At 30.6% G+C, this 19,999-nt stretch carries 21 protein-coding genes and 1 rRNA gene (1 of these 22 running past the window's edge); 6 read left to right on the top strand and 16 right to left on the bottom strand.

Annotated elements, in window-relative coordinates; all coding sequences use genetic code 11:
• From LPB136_RS02795 to LPB136_RS02760, 8 genes are all read right to left on the bottom strand, one after another.
• A 16S ribosomal RNA gene (locus tag LPB136_RS02795) occupies positions 1-41 on the bottom strand (it extends 1,483 nt beyond the left edge of the window).
• A 907-nt stretch (positions 42-948) separates the two neighbouring features.
• A complete protein-coding gene (locus tag LPB136_RS02790; RefSeq protein ID WP_083426170.1) occupies positions 949-1,698 on the bottom strand; it encodes a DUF4294 domain-containing protein in 750 nt (249 codons plus the stop codon).
• Between the two features lie 128 nt (positions 1,699-1,826).
• Positions 1,827-2,657, bottom strand: coding sequence for a prolipoprotein diacylglyceryl transferase (lgt, locus tag LPB136_RS02785; protein ID WP_072554684.1), 831 nt, complete (start codon positions 2,655-2,657; stop codon positions 1,827-1,829).
• 92 nt (positions 2,658-2,749) lie between these two features.
• Positions 2,750-2,986: a membrane protein insertion efficiency factor YidD gene (gene yidD / locus LPB136_RS02780; RefSeq protein ID WP_204218389.1), complete on the bottom strand. Its 237-nt coding sequence runs from the start codon at positions 2,984-2,986 to the stop codon at positions 2,750-2,752.
• A 106-nt stretch (positions 2,987-3,092) separates the two neighbouring features.
• Positions 3,093-4,571: a cysteine--tRNA ligase gene (cysS, locus tag LPB136_RS02775; protein WP_072554682.1), complete on the bottom strand. Its 1,479-nt coding sequence runs from the start codon at positions 4,569-4,571 to the stop codon at positions 3,093-3,095.
• Between the two features lie 97 nt (positions 4,572-4,668).
• On the bottom strand, positions 4,669-6,135 hold the full coding sequence (locus LPB136_RS02770; protein WP_158009589.1) for a hypothetical protein: 1,467 nt from the start codon (positions 6,133-6,135) through the stop codon (positions 4,669-4,671).
• Positions 6,116-6,661 carry a hypothetical protein gene (locus tag LPB136_RS02765; protein WP_072554680.1) on the bottom strand — a complete coding sequence of 182 codons (546 nt, stop codon included), beginning with the start codon at positions 6,659-6,661 and terminating at the stop codon, positions 6,116-6,118. The genes LPB136_RS02770 and LPB136_RS02765 overlap by 20 nt, the downstream gene beginning before the upstream one ends.
• A complete protein-coding gene (locus LPB136_RS02760; RefSeq protein ID WP_418361244.1) occupies positions 6,645-7,133 on the bottom strand; it encodes an RNA polymerase sigma factor in 489 nt (162 codons plus the stop codon). Before LPB136_RS02760 ends, LPB136_RS02765 begins: the two co-directional genes overlap by 17 nt.
• A 156-nt stretch (positions 7,134-7,289) precedes the next feature.
• Between LPB136_RS02760 and meaB the strand changes: the two genes are divergently transcribed.
• Both meaB and LPB136_RS02750 read left to right on the top strand, forming a co-directional pair.
• Entirely contained in the window at positions 7,290-8,360 is a 1,071-nt protein-coding gene (meaB, locus tag LPB136_RS02755; protein ID WP_072554678.1) for a methylmalonyl Co-A mutase-associated GTPase MeaB, read from the top strand.
• Complete coding sequence (locus LPB136_RS02750) at positions 8,357-10,045, top strand: ArnT family glycosyltransferase (protein ID WP_072554677.1); 1,689 nt, start codon at positions 8,357-8,359, stop codon at positions 10,043-10,045. Before meaB ends, LPB136_RS02750 begins: the two co-directional genes overlap by 4 nt.
• Here the strand turns inward: LPB136_RS02750 and LPB136_RS02745 are convergent.
• Genes LPB136_RS02745 through LPB136_RS02725 form a run of 5 tightly spaced genes read right to left on the bottom strand, consistent with a single transcriptional unit; the run spans position 10,042 to position 13,936 of the window.
• Positions 10,042-10,617, bottom strand: coding sequence for a phosphatase PAP2 family protein (locus LPB136_RS02745; RefSeq protein ID WP_072554676.1), 576 nt, complete (start codon positions 10,615-10,617; stop codon positions 10,042-10,044). The genes LPB136_RS02750 and LPB136_RS02745 overlap by 4 nt on opposite strands.
• 1 nt (position 10,618) lies before the next feature.
• A complete protein-coding gene (locus LPB136_RS02740; protein ID WP_072554675.1) occupies positions 10,619-11,656 on the bottom strand; it encodes a peptidylprolyl isomerase in 1,038 nt (345 codons plus the stop codon).
• Positions 11,657-11,660: 4 nt separating this feature from the next.
• Positions 11,661-12,386 (bottom strand): FKBP-type peptidyl-prolyl cis-trans isomerase, encoded by a 726-nt coding sequence (locus LPB136_RS02735; RefSeq protein WP_072554674.1) that lies wholly within the window; start codon positions 12,384-12,386, stop codon positions 11,661-11,663.
• A 1-nt stretch (position 12,387) separates the two neighbouring features.
• On the bottom strand, positions 12,388-12,918 hold the full coding sequence (gene gldI, locus LPB136_RS02730; RefSeq protein WP_072554673.1) for a gliding motility-associated peptidyl-prolyl isomerase GldI: 531 nt from the start codon (positions 12,916-12,918) through the stop codon (positions 12,388-12,390).
• On the bottom strand, positions 12,908-13,936 hold the full coding sequence (locus LPB136_RS02725; RefSeq protein WP_072554672.1) for a DHH family phosphoesterase: 1,029 nt from the start codon (positions 13,934-13,936) through the stop codon (positions 12,908-12,910). Before LPB136_RS02725 ends, gldI begins: the two co-directional genes overlap by 11 nt.
• Positions 13,937-14,035: 99 nt before the next feature.
• Here LPB136_RS02725 and LPB136_RS02720 point away from each other — a divergent pair, with 99 nt between their 5' ends.
• Positions 14,036-14,455: a nucleoside-diphosphate kinase gene (locus LPB136_RS02720; protein ID WP_072554671.1), complete on the top strand. Its 420-nt coding sequence runs from the start codon at positions 14,036-14,038 to the stop codon at positions 14,453-14,455.
• Positions 14,456-14,762: 307 nt separating this feature from the next.
• Here LPB136_RS02720 and LPB136_RS02715 read toward each other — a convergent pair whose 3' ends face one another.
• On the bottom strand, positions 14,763-15,689 hold the full coding sequence (locus LPB136_RS02715) for a DMT family transporter (protein ID WP_072554670.1): 927 nt from the start codon (positions 15,687-15,689) through the stop codon (positions 14,763-14,765).
• A 94-nt stretch (positions 15,690-15,783) separates the two neighbouring features.
• On the opposite strand from LPB136_RS02715, the gene LPB136_RS02710 reads away from it, so the two are divergent.
• Positions 15,784-16,665 (top strand): LysR family transcriptional regulator, encoded by an 882-nt coding sequence (locus LPB136_RS02710; RefSeq protein ID WP_072554669.1) that lies wholly within the window; start codon positions 15,784-15,786, stop codon positions 16,663-16,665.
• 326 nt (positions 16,666-16,991) lie between these two features.
• Here the strand turns inward: LPB136_RS02710 and LPB136_RS02705 are convergent, their stop codons facing one another.
• Positions 16,992-17,288: a DciA family protein gene (locus tag LPB136_RS02705; RefSeq protein WP_072554668.1), complete on the bottom strand. Its 297-nt coding sequence runs from the start codon at positions 17,286-17,288 to the stop codon at positions 16,992-16,994.
• 150 nt (positions 17,289-17,438) lie between these two features.
• Positions 17,439-18,518, bottom strand: coding sequence for a DNA replication/repair protein RecF (gene recF, locus LPB136_RS02700; protein WP_072554667.1), 1,080 nt, complete (start codon positions 18,516-18,518; stop codon positions 17,439-17,441).
• 114 nt (positions 18,519-18,632) lie between these two features.
• Between recF and LPB136_RS02695 the strand changes: the two genes are divergently transcribed.
• Positions 18,633-19,400 carry a tetratricopeptide repeat protein gene (locus LPB136_RS02695; protein WP_072554666.1) on the top strand — a complete coding sequence of 256 codons (768 nt, stop codon included), beginning with the start codon at positions 18,633-18,635 and terminating at the stop codon, positions 19,398-19,400.
• Between the two features lie 77 nt (positions 19,401-19,477).
• Complete coding sequence (ribH, locus tag LPB136_RS02690; protein ID WP_072554665.1) at positions 19,478-19,984, top strand: 6,7-dimethyl-8-ribityllumazine synthase; 507 nt, start codon at positions 19,478-19,480, stop codon at positions 19,982-19,984.
• Positions 19,985-19,999: the final 15 nt, after the last annotated feature.

The raw sequence follows: 19,999 nt of genomic DNA, 5'->3' as shown, positions 1-19,999 counted from the left end.
CGCTAGCGTTCATCCTGAGCCAGGATCAAACTCTTCATTGTATATTTTTAATAATATGAATGAATAAGTTTCAAAAGAATTTGTCTAAATAAATTTAAACATGGTTATTCTACTCTTTGTTTACGCTGTCAATTTCAATATTTTCAATGAACTTTATTAACCTTAATAATCAATCCTATTTCAATCGATATCCTAATTAATATTTTGTAGAAATGCTAGACTCGAACTAACTGACTTTTTAAACTGTCATTCCAAAATTTCTGTGAACTAATTTGCTGTATTTCTTAGCGGCTGCAAATATAAAACTTTATTTTAATCTCACAATAAAAAATTAATCTTTTTTACCGTTATCTAAAACCTCAAGAAAACTGAACTTATTTGCCGAAAAAATCGGACTGCAAAGATACTACCTTTTTCTCCTGATAACCAAATAAAATTTAAAGTTTTTTTTAACTTTTATTTACCTTACTCAATTAATAGCTTCTACTATTTACGCCTACTCTAACAACAATCTCAATGAACTAAACTAACTAAGTACTTACTCCGTTAGCGGCTGCAAACATACAACACATTTTCTATTCTAAACTAACTTTTTTAATCTTTTTTTAATCTTTTTTTTACATACACTGATTAAGAGTGGTTTATATTTAAAGTTTTTTCATTTTCATATTAAAACAACCTTAAGATACCACATCGTAACATAGAAAACATAGTTTCTGGTCGGTTAGATGGTTAGATGGTTAGATGGTTAGATGGTTAGAATACTATTCTTATATATTGAATAAACAAAACATCTCTTATATATTAAATAGATAAAAACATCTCCTAATATAATATGTACTACTCTTTATTAATACGACCACGTTAGGGATTGAAGTGGCATCCTTTTTACTTTTTGTAAAAAGATATAGCGGAAAGCCCGACCCAAAGGGTAACGCCCAAATGAAATTACTTGTTCTCTTTTTGAAGTTTTTGCTTCTTCTTTGGCTTTTTCTTCTTCTTCATCTTTGCAAACATCTTCTTGTATTCTTCGACATTTACTTCTCCTTTCTTCTTTGCGGCTATTTGAAAGAAATCGAAATTTAGTTTTGAAGGCTGTGATTGTAGTTTATCATCCATAAAAGCTCGTTGTAAAACGTCTTCTATTAGATAGTCTTCATTATTAATTGCTGGCTGATATTCCTTTTTTAAGGATAACTTGAAGAGATTTGCTGTTGTATTGTACCAGAATGCGCGCCAACCACTACGAAGTTCTTTGATATTACTGAATGCCGTGTTACCTGTTTGTCGGTGGATTAATTTTATAAGAATGCGACCTTCTGTCCTGGTCATCTTTTTAATTTGATCGGTAAACTCGCCTTCTACATATTTTTGAATTCGTTTTGTATACTTACGGCGTTTACTTTTTGATTCGATTCTACTTAAACGTGCATTTAAACTATCTAACCTTTCAGAAGCTAATTTTGCATATGGATAAGCTTTGAATACTTTTCGTTTAAACCAAAAGTAATAACGTGCATCTTCCCTATTCTTAAATTGGTGTTTTGGGAGTAACGTTATCTCATTAAGCTCTATCATTAAAGAATCGCCATCTTTAATTAGAAAGTATTCTTCATTAAAGTTAGGTAGACTATCTTTTATTTGTGCCGAAAGAACGGCCGTAAATAAGATTATATATATGTATAGGAATTTCTTCATCTTTTAGTTGATTGCAAAAAGAGTTCCAAAGTAAAGAAATATTTGAAATAAATATTTCTTTTTAGATTCCTGCTTTCGCAGGAATGACAATTCTTCTGAAACCTCTAAAATAGAGGTGCCTTTTTTAATTATGCTTTTTTTGTTTTTCTGAACATTAACCAAAATCCGATTAAAACTAAAGGAATACTTAATATTTGACCTGTATTAAGTGAGTTTAAAACCCAATCTTCTCTACCTTCTACTTGAGCTTCTTTTAAAAACTCTATAAAAAATCTCAATGACCAAAGTACAACCATGAATAAGCCAAATAAGAATCCGGTTTGGTTTTTCTTATCTGTTTTCCAGTATAAATACCACAATGCAAAGAATAGAATTAGGTAACTAAATGCTTCGTATAATTGTGTTGGATGACGTGGAATAGTTTGTCCGTCTCCTTTAAATATTACTCCCCAATTACTATTTGTTGGTTTTCCGTAGATTTCTGAATTGAAGAAATTACCCATTCTTATAAAAAAACCTGCCAAAGCAACCATTATTCCTAATCTATCTAAAATAAACAACCACGGTTTGTTTAAGTGCTTTTTTGCATAGAAATATAATGCTAATGGAATTGCTATTGCTGCTCCATGACTAGCAAAACCCGCATAACCAACAAACTTCCAAGACCCGTCTGCTAATTTTTTCATTGGTAAAATTATCTCTAATAAATGATTTTGATAATAGTCCCAACTATAAAAGAACACATCTCCAAAACGCATACCTACTAGCATAGAGATAAAAACATACATAAAAAGTGTATCTAGTTTTTCTACAGGTATTTTATCTTCAACGTAAATCTTCTTCATTAAGCGTAATCCTAATAAAAATGCTACCACAAACATTAAACTGTACCAACGGATTACAAAAAAACCTAAATCGATACCTATTGAAGGATCCCAAACTATTGATAAAAAATTCATATATTTTATTTTTTTCTATTATTGCGAATGTAATGAAGCAACTTCTTATAGGAAACAGATTGCTTCGTCATACTTCCTCGCAATGACGTTTTTTATTCTTTTTTCTCTGGAACAGGATCATAACCACTTCCTCCCCAAGGATGACAACTAAATATTCTTTTTATTGCTAACCAACCACCACTAAATACACCGTGTTTTTGCAATGCTTCTATTGTATAATGAGAACATGTTGGACTGTATCTACAAGTTGCAGGTGTAAATGGTGATATTGCCGTTTGATAAAAACGAACTAACAATATAAATGGATATGTTAAAAATTTTTTCAAAATATTAATTATGAGATTTCTCAATCGTTCCTCTTTCGAAATGACAAACTTAAAATAAAAATTCTCCTTTATTGATGAGATTCAGAAACAAGTACAGAATAACAAAAATCTAATTTACAGAAAACGTTGTGCCGTCTTTACCGTCTTTTAATTGAATTCCTAAATCCAATAATTTATCTCTAATTTCATCAGACAAAGCCCAATCTTTATTTTCTCTAGCGTCTTTACGCATTTTAATTAGCATCTCTACTACTCCACCTAATTTGTCAGAACTTTTCTGGTCAACTTCATTTTGTAAACCTAATACATCAAAAACAAAAGCGTTTAATGTAGTTTTTAACAATTCTAAATCTTCCGCAGTTAAACTAGCTTTTCCATCTTTAATCTGGTTGATCGCTTTTACCGCTTCAAACAAGTTAGAAATTAACATTGGTGTATTAAAATCGTCATTCATTGCTGCGTAACAATCTTTTTTCCAATTTTCTACATTAAATGTTGATGTATTTCCTGCTTCAATCTTATCTAAAAGACTTACTGCTTCCATTAGTTTTGTATGTCCTTTTTCTGAAGCTACTAAAGCATCACCAGAAAAATCTAATATACTTCTGTAATTTGCTTGCATGTTAAAGAAACGAACTACACTTGCTGAAAATGCTTTTGGTAAAATATCGTTTTCTCCTGTTAAAATTTCATCTGGAAGAATATAATTTCCAGTAGATTTTGCCATTTTTTGACTATTTAACAGCAACATATTTGTGTGCATCCAATAATTTACTGGATCGTGACCTGAACACGTTTTAGATTGCGCAATTTCACACTCGTGATGCGGGAATTTTAAATCCATTCCGCCTCCGTGAATATCAAATTGTTCTCCTAAATATTTAGAACTCATAACTGAACACTCTAAATGCCAACCAGGAAAACCATCACTCCAAGGTGAAGGCCAACGCATAATATGGCGTTCGTCTGCTTTTTTCCATAGTGCAAAATCTTGTGGATTTTTCTTGTCTGACTGACCGTCTAAAGAACGTGTATTGTGTATTAAATCTTCTACTTTTCTTCCTGAAAGGATTCCGTAATTTTCTTTTTTATTGTATTCTAACACATCAAAATACACAGAACCATTTACCTCATAAGCAAAACCTTTTTCAATGATTTCTTTAATCATTTCTATCTGCTCTACAATATGACCTGTTGCAGTTGGCTCTATACTTGGCGGTAAAAAGTTGTATTTCTTTAAAACATCATGAAAATCTACAGTGTAACGCTGCACAACTTCCATAGGTTCAATTTGCTCTAAACGTGCTCTTTTTGCAATTCTATCTTCACCTTCATCTGCATCATTTTCTAAATGTCCTGCATCTGTAATATTACGTACATAACGTACCTTATAACCTAAATGTAAAAAATAGCGAAAAGCCACATCAAAAAACATAAAGGTTCTTACGTTTCCTAAGTGTGCATTGCTATATACTGTTGGTCCGCAAACATACATGCCAACATAACCTTCTTCTACAGGTTTAAAAAGTTCTTTGCTTTTACTAAGCGAATTGTATATTTTAAGCTGATTTTCTTTGTATAATTCCATTTAAAAAGTACTATTTACAAGATGTAAATATAGCTACTTTTAAAAGAATGGCGAAATGGAATTTGTTAGAAGTTTGATAAAAAAAGAGAAAGAATAATTACTTAATTACTAAGCTACTAAAACCTCCAAAAACATTTATGACATTATCTTTTGGAGCATTCCTTGTAATTGTATTTACTCTTTTATTATCTAATTTAATTTTGTTTGTCTGATATTTAAAATTAGTTTTAGTCTTTCCTAAATTCAAAATTGCTTCAGAATTCATAAGTGTAATATTAAATTCCCCAAAATTAGATTGAAAATTATCTATTGTTAATTCTCCAAATTCATTTTTTAAAGAAACATTTTTATCTATATTTTCAATTATTAAACCAGATGAACTCGTATTTACTTTAGAATTAGTTACCGATGCAATTTTTGCATCGGTTACGTTGTTTAAAAATAAAGTACAAGCATTTAAGTCTGCTATAGTTACTGGCGAATATGAAATATTCAACTTTCCTCCGTTTAATCCTTCTGAATTAAAAGTTCCATAACTTACTTTACCCGAAGTTTTTCCTTTTGGTAATTTAACTTTACTATGACGCGTATTTAAATCGAACGTTGCGTCTTTTGGTACTTTTATAGTTATCTTTTTAGTGATTTTCACTTTTTTACCGTTAATAGTAATATCTCCAGACTCATTTAAAAACATAAAATCTAATTTAGATTTCTTCAAAGACTTTTGCGCTTTTGCTAAAGCTTCTCTTATTTCTTTTGAATGCTTTTTATGAGATAAACGAGATTTTTCAATAGCTTCTCTTGCTTTTTTATGCGCTTCTTCCCTAGACTTCTCAGCTATTTCTCTATGTTTTTCTCTAGTTTCTCTACTTTTAAGCATCGTTGCATGACTTTTTTTCATGGTCTCACGACTCTTCTTCATGCTTTCTTTAAACTTTTTATATTTTTTAGTTTTCTTAAAAGCTTCCCACTCTTTTTTAGATTTTATAGTTACATCATTTACACCATCTTTCCATTGAATAAAATAATCTCCACCTTCTTTAGCGTATTTATCAAAATCGAAATCAATTTCTTCAATACCTTTAAAAGCAAGTTCTAATTCTTCTTCGGGTAAAACTATAATCTCAAAATCTTCTGCAAATTCTGGTAGCATCATTATTTCTGGAAACTCTGGAATTTCTGGCATCTCTGGAATTACAATTGGAAAATTATGCGTATCTGTATTAAAATGCACAAAATTATTTCTCCCGAAGGAATGAAAATTATTCCCGTTTGCATTAATTACAACTTTACTTTTGTTTCCTAAAGCTTCAAATTTCCAGTTATTCAAATATTTTTCGGCCTCTTCTTTAGACAAACCTTCCACTTCTACGGTTGCTTCAACTGCAACTTTATTTTTGCTCCAAGTTTCTACATTAATTTCTGCATTTGAAGCATTAATTTCTACAACTACATCTTTATTGGTCGTAAATTGTTCCGTAATTTTTTTATCAGACTTTTGTGCAAATACTGTAGCAACAAAAAGGAATAAAACTACACTTATATTAAACTGTTTGCGTTTCATTTTGATTTGTGTTTTTAAGTTCATTTAATTGTTTTTGCAGACGTTTTAACAGCTGTAAACGTAGTTGCAGGTTTCCAATCAATGCATTGATTATGTTGTCATTAATACCGTTTGTATTGAGCTCGTCGGTTAATGATTTGTATTCTTTAGTTAACTCGCCAATTTTAGCAAAATAACCATCAAAAAGTTCTTTATTTTCTTTTGTTAAATCTAACTGACTTAACTGTGTATTTATACTATTTGTGTAATAGGTTTCTATGGTTTTTAATTCAGGTGAAACATTACCTAAACTAATATAATCTGGTACCTTTTTTACAGGAACGTCAGTTATATTTTTAGGTAAAAAGGTTATTGACAATCCTATTAAAAGTACAATTGAAGCGGCTACATACAACCATTTAAAGCTTTTTTTCTTAGGATGTAACTCTTGCGTTAACTTCTTCTGAAATTTTGCTTCGTGATTTACAGATAATTCAAAATCTTCCTCATTAAAATCTTGCAATAAATTTTTAATATCTTTCTGCATAACCTATCGTTTTTAATTGTTCTTGGAGTTGTTTTTTACCTCGCATTAAATGTGTTCTAGAAGTTACTTCTGCAATGTTTAAAATTTGAGAAATTTCGCTATGATCGTATCCTTCTAATAAGTATAAGGTTAAAACAACTCTATATTTATCCTTTAACTTCTGAATAGTTTCAATAATTGTCTCTGAAGAAATACTACTCTCTACTTCCCAATTATTATCTTCAACCAGTGAAACTACATCTTCATTTATGGTAACTAATTCTAATTTTTTCTTTTTTAACTCATCTATGCTTTGATTGATAACAATTCTTTTCAACCAAGCTCCAAAACTAACTTCTGCTTTATAAGAATGTAAATTCTTGAACGCTTTAATAAACGCATCTTGCATTACATCTTCTGCTAAAACACTATCCTTTACATAGCGTCTTGCTACTAAAAACATAGCTTTGCTATATAAATTATACAATTGCATTTGCGCCTTCGCGTTATTACACTTGCATAAATCTATCAAATTTTGATGTAGTAGTTTAGTTGATTTCATCGATGATTTCTTACCTTATAGACGATACATTTTCGGCTATGTTGCATTTTGCATGATTTTTCTTTTTAAATTTACACAAATTATTTTATGACAGCTAAAAACAAATCTGCTTTAACAGAAAAAGATGGAGTTTCTCAACCAGAAACTACCAGTAAATCTTCTGCAGAAAAAATAAAACTTCGTAGAAGTAAGCAAATTACAACAGATGAGTTTGTTACAAATATTTTAGCTGGTAATATTACCTATCTAAGTCGTGCTATAACATTGGTTGAAAGCACTAATGTAAATCACCAAAAACAAGCAACAGAAATTATTGAACGTTGTTTGCCGCATGCAAATAAATCAATCCGAATTGGAATTACAGGTGTTCCTGGTGTAGGTAAAAGTACTTTTATTGAAGCTTTTGGTAAACACGTAACTTCTTTAGGCAAAAAAGTAGCCGTTTTAGCGGTTGACCCAAGTAGTTCTGTTAATAAAGGAAGTATTTTAGGTGATAAAACGAGAATGGAAGAATTAGTGACTGATAAAAATGCTTTTATAAGACCTTCACCTTCTGGAACTTCTTTAGGTGGTGTTGCACAAAAAACTCGTGAAAGTATTATTTTATGTGAAGCTGCAGGTTTTGACACCATTATTATTGAAACTGTTGGTGTTGGGCAGTCGGAAACGGCCGTACATTCTATGGTAGATTTCTTTTTACTACTGAAATTAGCCGGAGCTGGAGACGAATTGCAAGGTATTAAACGCGGAATTATAGAAATGGCAGACGCAATTGTTATTAATAAAGCTGATGGCGATAATGAAAAAAATGCCAAAATTGCCAAAGTTGCCTTTACAAGAGCGCTACATTTATATCCGCCAAAAGAAAGTGGCTGGTTGCCAAAAGTTGAAACTGCTAGCGCATTAACAAATGATAATATTGATAAAGTGTTCTCAATGATTGCTGAATATTTTACCACAGTTACAACAAGTGGCTATTTTCAGCAAAAAAGAAACGAGCAAAACAAATATTGGTTGCTAGAAACTATAAATTTGCAATTGAAAAATAATTTCTTCGGAAGAGATGTTGTAAAAAATCAACTAGAAAAGGAAATTAAAAATTTAGAAAATGGAAAAACTACGCCATTTAACGCCGCTAAAAACCTATTAGATTTATGATTAAGTTTTTAAAGAAACCTACTAACTTACTTTTTTCTACCTTATTATTATTGACAATTATAAATATTGTTCAAAGTTATACTACAGAACTACTTTCTGATGAAGCATATTATTGGGTTTATAGTCAAAAATTAGATTTCGGTTATTTTGATCATCCGCCAATGGTGGCTTTATGGATTTATGTTTCAAACCTATTTTTTGCAAATGGCGAATTAAGTGTGCGTTTTTTTGCCGCTTTTACCCTTTCGTCAACAATTTTTATCTGCTGGAAATTAATTGAACACCCAAAGAAAATAGAATTTACTTGGCTTTTTTTATTAATCGTTTTATCAACAACACTTTTTAATGTTTACGGTTTTATTACGGTTCCAGATACACCTTTATTATTTTTTATGGCACTTTTCTTATTAGGTTATAAAAAATACGTTGATCATAAATCCTTTTTAAGCTATTTTCTAATTTCTATTGGTATGGCAGGAATGCTATACAGCAAATACCAAGCAATTTTAGTGATCCTTTTTGTACTTTTTTCAAACTTAAAAATTTTAAAAGATGGAAAATTCTGGATTGCATCTTTAGGAAGTACTATATTATTTGCTCCTCATTTATATTGGCAATTTATAAATGATTTCCCAACTTTTAGATATCATTTATACGAACGTACAGCTTCATCTGTTTATAATGTTGGAGATACTTTATTACATTTTGTAAATATAATTGCTATTATTGGTTTAACGTTTCCAATAGTATATTTAGCTTTTTACAAAAACCTTAAAACCAAAGAGTTATTCAGTAAATCATTAAATTTTATTGTAATTGGTTTTATCACTTTTTTCTTTTTAATGTCATTTAAAGGACATGTACAAGCACAATGGATTGTTCCAATTTCTATTCCTTTAATATTAATTACTTTTTATTATTTAATTGACAAAAAAGCAAAACGAAAAACATTTATCTACTTAGCTTCAGCAACATTAATTTGTGTAACATTTATTAGAATTGCTATGGCAAATGATGGAATTTTATCAAAACAACAAGATATGCATGGCAATAAAGCATGGGTTCAAAATCTTAAAACAGTAATAAAAGGAAAACAACCTATTTTTCTAGATTCTTATCAAAATGCATCAGCGTATTGGTTTTATGCACATGAACAACCTTTGGAGTTTAATTCTTGGAATAGAAGAAAAAATCAATACGATTTATTAGAAAGCAATACTTTTTCTAAAAATAAGGACGTTGCATTAATTGGTAATAAACGTATAAAAAACACTGCTGACACATCAATAATAAAAAGAAACAAAACAAAATTATATATTAAGTACCTAAGTAATTACAATAATTACAAAGGGTTAAAAATTACATTTGAAGACAATCTTTCTATAGCCGATTTAAATAGTAAGACTTTAGACATATTTGTAAAAAACTCGTATGCTGATCTTGGTGAAAATAATATAATTTATAAAGTTGTGTTATTAGATGAAAAAAGGAAAGCGATTAAAACTTTTCCTGCTGAAATTACATTTAATGAAGCCATAAATATTGGAAACAACAATGCTAAACTTTCTATAAAAACAAAAGAAACAACTATAGATACAGCTGTTTCTTTTATTCAAATTATTGGACAAACACATAAAGATATGCCTTCGTTTAGAGTAAGTTCTATGAAACAAATAAAGCTTTAAACTAACTGCTCTTTAAAAACTCTCTTGTATAAATTTTGAAGAAGTTTGTAAAACAAAAATCCCATTAAAATACCCGTTACATAACCTGTGAAAATATCTAAAGGATAATGTACTCTTAGGTAAATTCTACTATAACCAAAAAGTAATGGAAATAAAACCATAAAGTAAATAGGTTTTATTTTTTTACCGAATAACAGTATTGTAAAAACAGTAAATGTTGTTGATAAATGTGCATGACCAGACCAAAAACTGTATCCACCAGGTCTATACGTAAACTGGCGTAAATATTCTTGTATTTCTAACACATTACAAGGTCTTACTCGCTGAAATGTGTTTTTAATTAGGTTTGTAAACTGATCTGAAAAAGCAACTAAAACTGTTATAAACAACAGCATAAATATTCCTTTTTTTGTGCCGAACTTCCAAAACACTAAACCCAAAATAATAACAAACAATGGAATCCAATTTAACTGATTGGTAATTGCCAACCAAAATGAATCCCATTGTTCGCTTCCTAAGTTATTTAAATAAATAAGTAACTCGGTATCTTTCTGTAAAAGTTTTTCTAACAAACTATTTACCTACTTTTATTAATTCTAAATCGAAAACAATGTCAGATTTTGCAGGAAAAGGTCCATACAATTTCTCTCCATATCCTAAGTAATAAGGAATAAAAAGACGTTTTTTATCTCCTTCTCTCATCTCTAAGATTGCTTCATTAACTCCGGCAATCATTGGTTGCTTATCTAAAGTAAACCCAAAAGGATCTTTTCCTTCAGTAGATTGAATTAATTTACCATTAGCCAAAGTAACCGTATAATGCATAGTTGCTGGTATTGCTCTATTAAATTTCTTACCAGAACCTTTTTTCATTTCTAAAATCTTTAAACCAGAAGCAGTTTCTATAGCGTTATCAATACCTTTCTCTTTTAGGTAAGCCTCTTTAAGCTTTGCTAACTTTTCTTGATATTCTTTCGCCTTCGTTTCAACGTTTGCTAATTCAGCCGTAAAAACTTCTGAAGCTTTAAATTTCTTAGCAAATTTTCCAACACGAATAATATCAATTGTATTAATAACATCGTCTTTTTGAATAGAATCTACGATATCTAAACCTAATTCAACTTGACCAAAAACCGAATGTTTACGATCTAACCAAGGTGTATCTTTATGCGTTATAAAAAACTGACTAGAGTTTGTATTTGGTCCCGAATTAGCCATAGACAAAACTCCTTTTTTATCGTGTGCATAAATTAGGCCTCCAATAGAATCACTTGGAAATTCATCTGCAAATTTATAACCTGCATTTCCTGCTCCGGTTCCTAAAGGATCTCCAGATTGAATCATAAAGTTGTTAATTACTCTATGAAATTTAATTCCGTCATAAAACTTTTTTCCTTGCAAAGAATCTACTAAATTAGGATTATCACCTTCTGCAAGTGAAATAAAATTAGCAACCGTCATTGGCACTTCTTCTCCGTATAACTTTAAAAGAATATCTCCTTTGTTTGTTTGAATATCAGCGTACAATCCGTTTTCTAAATTCGGATATTTTGCTGCTTTACATGCCGAAAATAATACAGCAAAAACAAGAATTAATTTTAAATATTTCATCTAATTATTTTTTAACTTCTAACAATTCTACTTCAAAAATTAAAGCAGAAAATGGCTTAATATCTTTTCCTCTAGCTTGTGCTTTATACGCTAATTCTTGTGGAATAAAGAATTTATATTTTGCTCCAGTTTTCATTAATTGTAAACCTTCTGAAAAACCTGATACAAATTGATTTGCCTTTAACTCATAAGGTTTATTTCTCTTATAAGAACTGTCAAACTCTACTCCATCAATGTTTGTTCCTTTATAATGAACAGAAACTCCATCAGTTGCTTTTGGAGACTCTCCATTTCCTTCTTTAATAACAATGTATTGTAAACCACTTTCTGTAGTTTTCACACCATCTTTAGACTTATTAGCCTCTAAAAATGCTTCGTTCTGTTTTTTATACTCACCAAATTCTTTTTCAGCTTTTTCAGCAGCTTTTGCTTGCTGTTCTTTCATTTTTTCTTGCTGTTTTTTCTGGAAATAAGCATTCAATGTATTTCTTACATCTTTATCTTCTAGTAACAAATTTGTAGAATCTAATCCGTTTGTTAACCCTTGAAAGAAAACTTCTTTTTTAACTTCACTAAAGTTATTCTTAAATTGATTTGCCATGTTTAATCCCATAGCATAACTAACTGAATCTAATTCTGTTTCTAGTGAAGAAACTGTTTTAACTTGCTGACCACAAGATACAATTGATAATCCTAAAACGGCAACTGCCAAAAATTTACTTATTTTCATTTTACTTTGTTTTAATATCTATTAATGTTAGGGTACTTTTTATTGTTTGGTTTACTTCAATATTATTTCCATCACCAGCAATTCCAAAACCTCTATGAGACGGAATCACAAATGTAATAGTTTCACCTATTTTCATCAACTTTATTCCATCTTCTAGTGCCGGAATAAAATCTTCTTTATCTATTTTATAGGTTCTTTTTTGCTTCGGATATAATTCTTCTCCTTCTAAATCGGTTATAGTATACTCAATTGCTACAACATCTTCAGATTTTGGTTTTGGAGTATTTCCTTCTACTTTATTAGTATATGTATACCAAAAACCTGTAGAAGAAGCTTTGTAAGTGTTTATAGTATCTTGAGAAATATAATGCTCAATTAACTCCGTTTCTTTTTTAATTAACTGCTTATTCTCAGCAATTAACTCTTTATAAAAGTTTTTTGTAGTTTGCGTTTTTGGTCTTCTTGCTTCTGGTTCTTTACAAGAAAAAGCAATAATAAAAATTAATAAGAAATAAAGTGTTTTATGCTTCATAAGAAGTTGCTAGCTCTTGTTTGTAGTTATTTACTAACGTTGTAAATTTAACAATAGTATCTTGCATGTTATCTAAACTTTTTCCTCCAGCAGCATTATCATGTCCGCCTCCAGAAAAATATTTTCTTGCAAATTGATTCACAGAAAATTTTCCTTTAGATCTAAAAGAAATTTTTATAATTCCTTGCTCTACATCTTCAATAAAAATGGCTGCAAGATTAATTCCTTTTACAGAAAGTGCATAGTTTACAACGCCTTCAGTATCTCCTTTTTCAAAATTGAATTTATTTTTTTCTTCTTGTGTTAAAGTAATAAATGCTGTATGGCAATCTTCAACAATTTTTAAATTAGTTAAAGCTTGTCCTAATAACTGTAATCTTCCGTAAGAATTTGCATCGTATACATTATTATGAATTCTATCGTTTTTAGCGCCTTTATCTATTAAAGTAGCTATAATTTGATGCGTTTTACTTGTAGTTGATCTAAAACGAAAAGAACCTGTATCGGTCATAATTCCCGTATAAATACAGGTTGCTATGTTTTCATCAATTAAGTCAACATCATTATTCATTTCAATAAAATTGTACACCATTTCACAAGTTGATGACATTGCAGTATCTGAATACATATACTTAAAATCATCTGGTTGTTGATGATGATCTATTAAAGCAAAATCATTTTTATACTTTTCTAACGTATTTTTCATATCGTCTCCTACTCTATGCAATGCATTAAAGTCTAGCAGAAAGACAATATCTGATTTTTCTAAAGCTTTTACAGATTGATTATTCTGATGATCAAAACGTTTTACGGTATCTGAACCTGGTAACCAATGTAAAAAATCTGGATATTCATTTGGCATTACAACGTTTGCTGTATGTCCTTTTTTATCTAAATAATGCTTTAAACCAAGGGTTGAACCCACTGCATCTCCATCTGGATTTCTATGCCCGATGATGACAATATTCCTTGGTGAATTTAAATAAACCGTTAAGTCTTCAAAGTTTTTTAAAATCATAAGTGGCGAAGATACAATTTTATTAAAAAAATGTGTAATTTCGCGCCGATTTTGTGCGTAGCATTTTATCATATTTATTAACAATGAAATTATTTAGAAATGGCAACAAATAGAACTTTTACAATGATTAAACCTGATGGCGTAGAAAACGGGCATACAGGTGCAATTTTAGACAAAATTAACGCTGCAGGTTTTAGAATCGTAGCATTAAAGAAAACACAAATGACTACAGCAGATGCTGAGGCTTTTTATGCTGTGCATAACGAGCGTCCGTTTTTTGGTGAATTAGTTGAGTTTATGACTCGCGGACCAATTATTGCTGCAATCTTAGAAAAAGACAACGCTGTTGAAGATTTTAGAACTTTAATTGGTGCTACAAATCCTGCAGAAGCTGCTGAAGGAACAATTAGAAAAATGTATGCAACTTCTATTGGAGAAAACGCTGTACACGGTTCTGACTCTGATGAAAACGCTACAATTGAAGGAAACTTCCATTTTGCTGGTAGAGAGCAGTTCTAAGAATTCTTTTTCTTAAACAATATATTTGTAAAAAACTCGTAACTTATGTTGCGAGTTTTTTTGTGGTTTAAATTTAGTTTGCCTCTAAACTTCTTTTTGGATATTGGCTAACTCCTGATATACCGAATTAAAACTCGACATATCATTTAAGTTATGCATAATACAAAAAAAAACTAATTGCCAAGATTCAAAATTCAGCAATAAAAGTTTTCAGAAAGTTTAAAATAACGTGCCGTAAGAGCATAAAATTTTTCCAACTCATCATCCTTACAAAAATTTCTATGCCCTTACTAGTTCTGAACTTCAATTAAACATTCAACACTTTCGTTTTTTTATCATAAGCCAAATCGTTTTTAGAGTTTCCAAACTTGTTCAAAATCAGAACACCTATAAGTATTCCTAACATCCCTAAATAATGCCAAAAAACCAACTTTTCGCCATCTAAAACACCCCAAAGCACAGCAACAACGGGAATTAGGTATGTAAGCGAACTGGCAAAAACAGCTGAAGATTTTTGAATTAATTGATTCTGCATAAACTGAGCTAAAGCTGTTCCCAAAACACCTAATGTAATTAATGATAGCAACGGAAAAACTTGTTGCTCACTAACTTTGATATACGGCTCATATCCACTAAAAAATAAAAAAAGAAAGCCGAATATTCCTGAAAAAGAAACAGCAATTGTGGTTACGTGAAGTGAATTCACATCAGATAGATATGTTTTTACAATATTAAAATTCAATCCGTAACAAATAGTTGCGACAATGATTAATAAAGCATATTCGTTTAACGAAAATGTACTTCCAGTATTAATCAAAATTAAAAAACTAGCAGATATAAAACCTATAGCAAGACCCAACCATTGTAATTTATTAATAGATTTTCTAAAAAACAGTAATCCAAGAACACTTGTAAACATTGGCACTAAAGCATTTAATATTCCTGCAAGTGCACTACTAATTTGAGATTGTGCGATACTAAACAGATAGGATGGAAAAACCATACTCAACAAGCTTACTAGTAAAATTACTGGAACTTTTTCACTAGGTATTTTTCTAATATGCCGAATAGCAAAAAAAAACATTACTAAAAAAGCAGATACTAACCGGATAGTTGCAGCCTGCCAAACCGTATAACCTTTTAATCCATTTTTAATCAAAATGAACGAACTGCCCCAAATTAAAACCAACGATATAAAATAGAACCAAACTTTATAATTATTTTTTACTTTCATCTCTAATATAAATTGAAATACAAAGGAAGGACATTCTATTAATGAAAAAAAATACTTAATTTTGATTAATTGATAACATATTTTAATCAATAAAATGACAACTACTCAATTACAAAACTTTTTGATATTGACCGAAACACTGAATTTCAGAAAAGCATCGGAACGGATTTTTATTGCCCAACCCGCTTTAAGTAGACAGATTCAGGTGCTTGAGGAGGAAATCGGTTTTTTATTGTTCGACCGTTCACGAAAGCAAATTGCGTTGACTAAATCGGGAATATACTTTAAAACGGAGGTTTCCAAAATTTTGAAGCAACTCGACCAATCCATTAAAAAAGGAGTTTTGATTAATCAGGGAAAGGCAGGCGAAATTAAAATTGGACACGCAAGTTCGGCGATGCATACTGTCTTGCCAGAACTGCTACGATATATGGAAACCAATCTGCCCGACTTAAAATCAAGTCTCGTGGAGGGAACTAATGAAATGATATTCGACAAATTGAACGACAACGAAGTGGATTTTGGTTTTGTACCGAACGCATTTATTCCCGACGGACTTTCGAGCCTTTCGATTTACAAAGAAAACTATCTTTTAATTTTACCCGAAGAACATCGGTTGAACACCTCCAATTTTAAGGATTTGGCGGACTGTAAAAACGAAAAATGGGTCTTGAATCCACAACCCGAGGGATTTGGATATATGGAAGAAATTCTGAAAATCATTGGAAATTATGGATATTCCCCAAAAATCGTGCATCGTTCGCCGAATACATCGACCGTCCTAAGAATGGTTTCTGCAGGACTTGGAATCACGATGATGGGAAAATCGACCTTAAAAGGGTTTTCGCTTGACCTAAAAAGTATAGAACTTTCTGATTTGCCATACCAATTGGATATGAAATTGGTGTGGAAAACGGAACGGGAAAATGAATTGGAATCGTATCTAAATTTTTTGAAACACTATTTAAAAATTTAAACATTGGAACACTTAACCCGTTACACACACTTTTACACCAACGCTTCATCCGCTGCAAAAAAGAGTGCTCCAATACCTTTCAAAAGGAACATTTTAGAAGAAAATTTTTGAAAAACATTCCGTTTACAAAAACAAACATTCGGACTAAAATTAATGGATTAGAATAAAAGGAAAAATTATTTTAATCACAAAAACTTGGGTAGAAAACACTATGCACAGCCGTATATAATTTATTGCTGGCTTCTCGCCTACTTACAAAAATCCTCTCCGACTTTCTATCTGTGATTTATTTCCTAAATTAGTTACTTGAACCATCCAAAAAACAATTAAACCAACAACAATTTCTTTACAACTTCCTCTCCCATTTCTTCGTTCAACATTTTTACAATTTTATCTTTTCCGTAGCTTAATTCTTCACGTAAAACAGAAGAAGACAAACTTACAACCAAGGTTTTATTTTGTAACTGAACACGTGTTGTATAAGAAGCAACACCTTGTCCCATTAATTTTGTCCAAGCTTCATCTATCTTTAATTTTTGCATACCTTTAGTTAAGTTATTCTCCTTAATAAAGGTTTTCATTAAATCTTGTATAGAAAATGAATCGTTTTCTCTTTTTGCCATGGATTAGATTGTTAGAATTTTAAATTCTTGGGTTATTTAGACTTTTATATTTTGATTATGAGATTTCTCAATCGCTTTAAATAGCTCATTTAGAAACGACAAAGAAAAAATTTGTTACTTTATTACTTTGTTACTCTGCAAATCCGCAACTTAAAGTTTAAAAATTTGATACTCTTTATTTGTTTTACTGATTACCCGTTCCGTACGTTCAGAATGCGTGTCGGTGATAAATATTTGCCCGAATTCGTTATTATTTACCAATTCAATAATTTGCGAAACTCTTTGCTCGTCTAATTTATCAAATATATCATCCAATAATAAAATTGGTGTAACGTTTGCTTGTTGTTTTATAAACTCAAACTGAGCCAATTTTAACGCTATTAAATAGGATTTCTGTTGTCCTTGAGAACCAAATTTCTTTATCGGATATTCATCTATCTCAAAACTTAAATCGTCTTTATGAATACCAACAGTTGTGTATTGTATCACCTTATCTTTAGCTAAACTCTGTGTCAACAAATTTTCTAAAGACATTTCATGCAACTGACTTTTATAATTGAGTTTTACGCTTTCCTTTTTACCAGAAATTATAGCGTGTTTTTGGTTAAAAATAGGTTCAAAATGTGTTAAAAACTCTTTTCTTTTCTCGTATATTTTAACGCCATACTCAATTAATTGCTCATCATATACCTTTAAATTTAACGCATCAAAAGTTCTATTTATTGCAAAATATTTTAATAAAGCATTACGTTGTGTTAGTATCTTATTATACGATATTAAATTCTTTAAATAATGTTTGTCTTGCTGAGAAATTACACCGTCCATAAATTTACGCCGTGTATCGCTTCCTTCCGTAATTAAATCTCTATCTGCTGGCGAAATTATAACCAACGGCAATTGTCCAATATGTTCAGAAAACTTATCGTAAGCTTTACCATTTCTCTTTAAAACCTTTTTTTGACCACGTTTTAAAGAACATAAAATCTTTTCGTTTCTATCATTTAAAAGGTAGTCTCCTTCAATCATAAAAAACTCTTCGCCGTGTTTAATATTCTGCCCAGCAATCGGATTAAAATAACTTTTAGCAAAAGATAAATAATATATTGCGTCTAGCACGTTGGTTTTACCAACACCATTATCACCAACAAAGCAATTTATTTTCTGCTGAAAATCAAAAGTTTGTGATGTAATATTTTTAAAATTTACAAGTGATATTTTCTGAAGATACATTGGCTATTAAAATCTATGTAAAGGAACCGCAAAATATTGAAAATTTACCAATTATTACCTTTTAAAATCCAATTAAAAAAACTATTTTTGCGTCCGAATAATTTTTAAGCAGACATGGCAACATACAAGAAAAAATACAAAGCACAGAACAAAGCTGAGCAAAAACAAGTAGAAGAAATAGAAAGCACAACTGCTGAAGTTTTTAATACGTTAGATGACACTGCCAACAAATCTGAGCAATGGATAGAAAAAAACAGCAAACCTTTATTTATAGGTTTAATAGCTGTTGCAGCTTTAATATTAGGTACTTTAGCGTACACTAAATTTGTATCTGAACCAACAGAAAAAGAAGCTACTAATGAATTAGCTTTCCCTAGAAATTATTTTGATCAAGCAGTTACTTCTTCTGGAGCGGCTATCGATTCTTTATTAACTTTAGGTTTAGAAGGTGCTGATGGAAAATATGGTTTTATAGACATCGCTTCTTCTTATAGCGGAACAAAAGCAGGAAACTTAGCAAACTATTATGCGGGTGTTTCTTACTTAAAATTAAAAAAATACGACGAAGCTATCGCTTCTTTAAGTGAATTTGATTCTAATGACGAGTTGTTAGGACCTGTTGCTTTAGGTGCAATTGGAGATGCTTTTGCAGATATTAATCAATTAGACGATGCTTTAGATTATTATGAAAAAGCTGCTAGTAAAAAAGATAACGATTTTACTGCACCACTTTTCTTATACAAAGCTGCACAAACAGCAATGAGTTTAAAAGAGTATAGCAAAGCAGAAAGCTTATTTACTAAAATAAAAGAAAACTATGCTACTTCTGACCAAGGAAGAGATATAGAAAAGTACATTAACAGTGCAAAATACGCTAAATAAGTAGGCAGTAAAAACAGTTGCAGTTGGCAGTAAATAGCTGACTGAATACTGAATACTGAATACTGAATACTAAAAAAATGGCAACAACTAATTTATCTTATTACGATAAAGCAACAATCCCAAATGCGAAGTCTTTTCGATTTGGGATTGTTGTTTCAGAATGGAATCCTGAAATCACAAAAAACTTACACAAAGGGGCAATTGAAGCTTTATTAGATTGTGGAGCTACAAAAGAAAACATAATTTCTTGGGATGTTCCAGGAAGTTTCGAACTTGTTTTTGGCTGTAAAAAGATGATTGAATCTCAACAAGTAGATGCTGTAATTGCTATTGGAAATGTAATTCAAGGAGAAACGAAGCATTTCGATTTTGTTTGTGAAGGCGTTACACAAGGTATTGTTGATTTAAATATTAAATATGACGTTCCGGTAATCTTCTGTGTTTTAACCGATAACACAAAGCAACAATCTTTAGATAGATCTGGCGGGAAATTAGGCAACAAAGGAATAGAATGTGCCGTTGCAGCCGTTAAAATGGCAGCAATTAAAAGTACAGGAACTGCTACTTCAGAAATTGGTTTTTAAGTAAAATTATCCACT

Source organism: Tenacibaculum todarodis (assembly GCF_001889045.1).
GTDB classification, from domain to species: domain Bacteria; phylum Bacteroidota; class Bacteroidia; order Flavobacteriales; family Flavobacteriaceae; genus Polaribacter; species Polaribacter todarodis.
Note: the sequence above shows the minus strand (reverse complement) of the source record. Positions and strands in the feature narration are given on the sequence as shown.

What these genes read in the sequence shown, in the direction of transcription:
- meaB (WP_072554678.1), top strand. Translation starts at nt 7,290, where the DNA reads ATGACAGCTAAAAACAAATCTGCTTTAACAGAAAAAGATGGAGTTTCT.
- LPB136_RS02705 (WP_072554668.1), bottom strand. Translation starts at nt 17,288, where the DNA reads ATGGCAAAAAGAGAAAACGATTCATTTTCTATACAAGATTTAATGAAA.
- LPB136_RS02735 (WP_072554674.1), bottom strand. Translation starts at nt 12,386, where the DNA reads ATGAAAATAAGTAAATTTTTGGCAGTTGCCGTTTTAGGATTATCAATT.
- recF (WP_072554667.1), bottom strand. Translation starts at nt 18,518, where the DNA reads ATGTATCTTCAGAAAATATCACTTGTAAATTTTAAAAATATTACATCA.
- LPB136_RS02765 (WP_072554680.1), bottom strand. Translation starts at nt 6,661, where the DNA reads ATGCAGAAAGATATTAAAAATTTATTGCAAGATTTTAATGAGGAAGAT.
- LPB136_RS02740 (WP_072554675.1), bottom strand. Translation starts at nt 11,656, where the DNA reads ATGAAATATTTAAAATTAATTCTTGTTTTTGCTGTATTATTTTCGGCA.
- LPB136_RS02750 (WP_072554677.1), top strand. Translation starts at nt 8,357, where the DNA reads ATGATTAAGTTTTTAAAGAAACCTACTAACTTACTTTTTTCTACCTTA.
- lgt (WP_072554684.1), bottom strand. Translation starts at nt 2,657, where the DNA reads ATGAATTTTTTATCAATAGTTTGGGATCCTTCAATAGGTATCGATTTA.
- gldI (WP_072554673.1), bottom strand. Translation starts at nt 12,918, where the DNA reads ATGAAGCATAAAACACTTTATTTCTTATTAATTTTTATTATTGCTTTT.
- LPB136_RS02770 (WP_158009589.1), bottom strand. Translation starts at nt 6,135, where the DNA reads ATGAAACGCAAACAGTTTAATATAAGTGTAGTTTTATTCCTTTTTGTT.
- ribH (WP_072554665.1), top strand. Translation starts at nt 19,478, where the DNA reads ATGGCAACAACTAATTTATCTTATTACGATAAAGCAACAATCCCAAAT.
- LPB136_RS02695 (WP_072554666.1), top strand. Translation starts at nt 18,633, where the DNA reads ATGGCAACATACAAGAAAAAATACAAAGCACAGAACAAAGCTGAGCAA.
- LPB136_RS02720 (WP_072554671.1), top strand. Translation starts at nt 14,036, where the DNA reads ATGGCAACAAATAGAACTTTTACAATGATTAAACCTGATGGCGTAGAA.
- cysS (WP_072554682.1), bottom strand. Translation starts at nt 4,571, where the DNA reads ATGGAATTATACAAAGAAAATCAGCTTAAAATATACAATTCGCTTAGT.
- LPB136_RS02715 (WP_072554670.1), bottom strand. Translation starts at nt 15,689, where the DNA reads ATGAAAGTAAAAAATAATTATAAAGTTTGGTTCTATTTTATATCGTTG.
- LPB136_RS02790 (WP_083426170.1), bottom strand. Translation starts at nt 1,698, where the DNA reads ATGAAGAAATTCCTATACATATATATAATCTTATTTACGGCCGTTCTT.
- LPB136_RS02760 (WP_418361244.1), bottom strand. Translation starts at nt 7,133, where the DNA reads ATGCAATTGTATAATTTATATAGCAAAGCTATGTTTTTAGTAGCAAGA.
- LPB136_RS02725 (WP_072554672.1), bottom strand. Translation starts at nt 13,936, where the DNA reads ATGATTTTAAAAAACTTTGAAGACTTAACGGTTTATTTAAATTCACCA.
- LPB136_RS02710 (WP_072554669.1), top strand. Translation starts at nt 15,784, where the DNA reads ATGACAACTACTCAATTACAAAACTTTTTGATATTGACCGAAACACTG.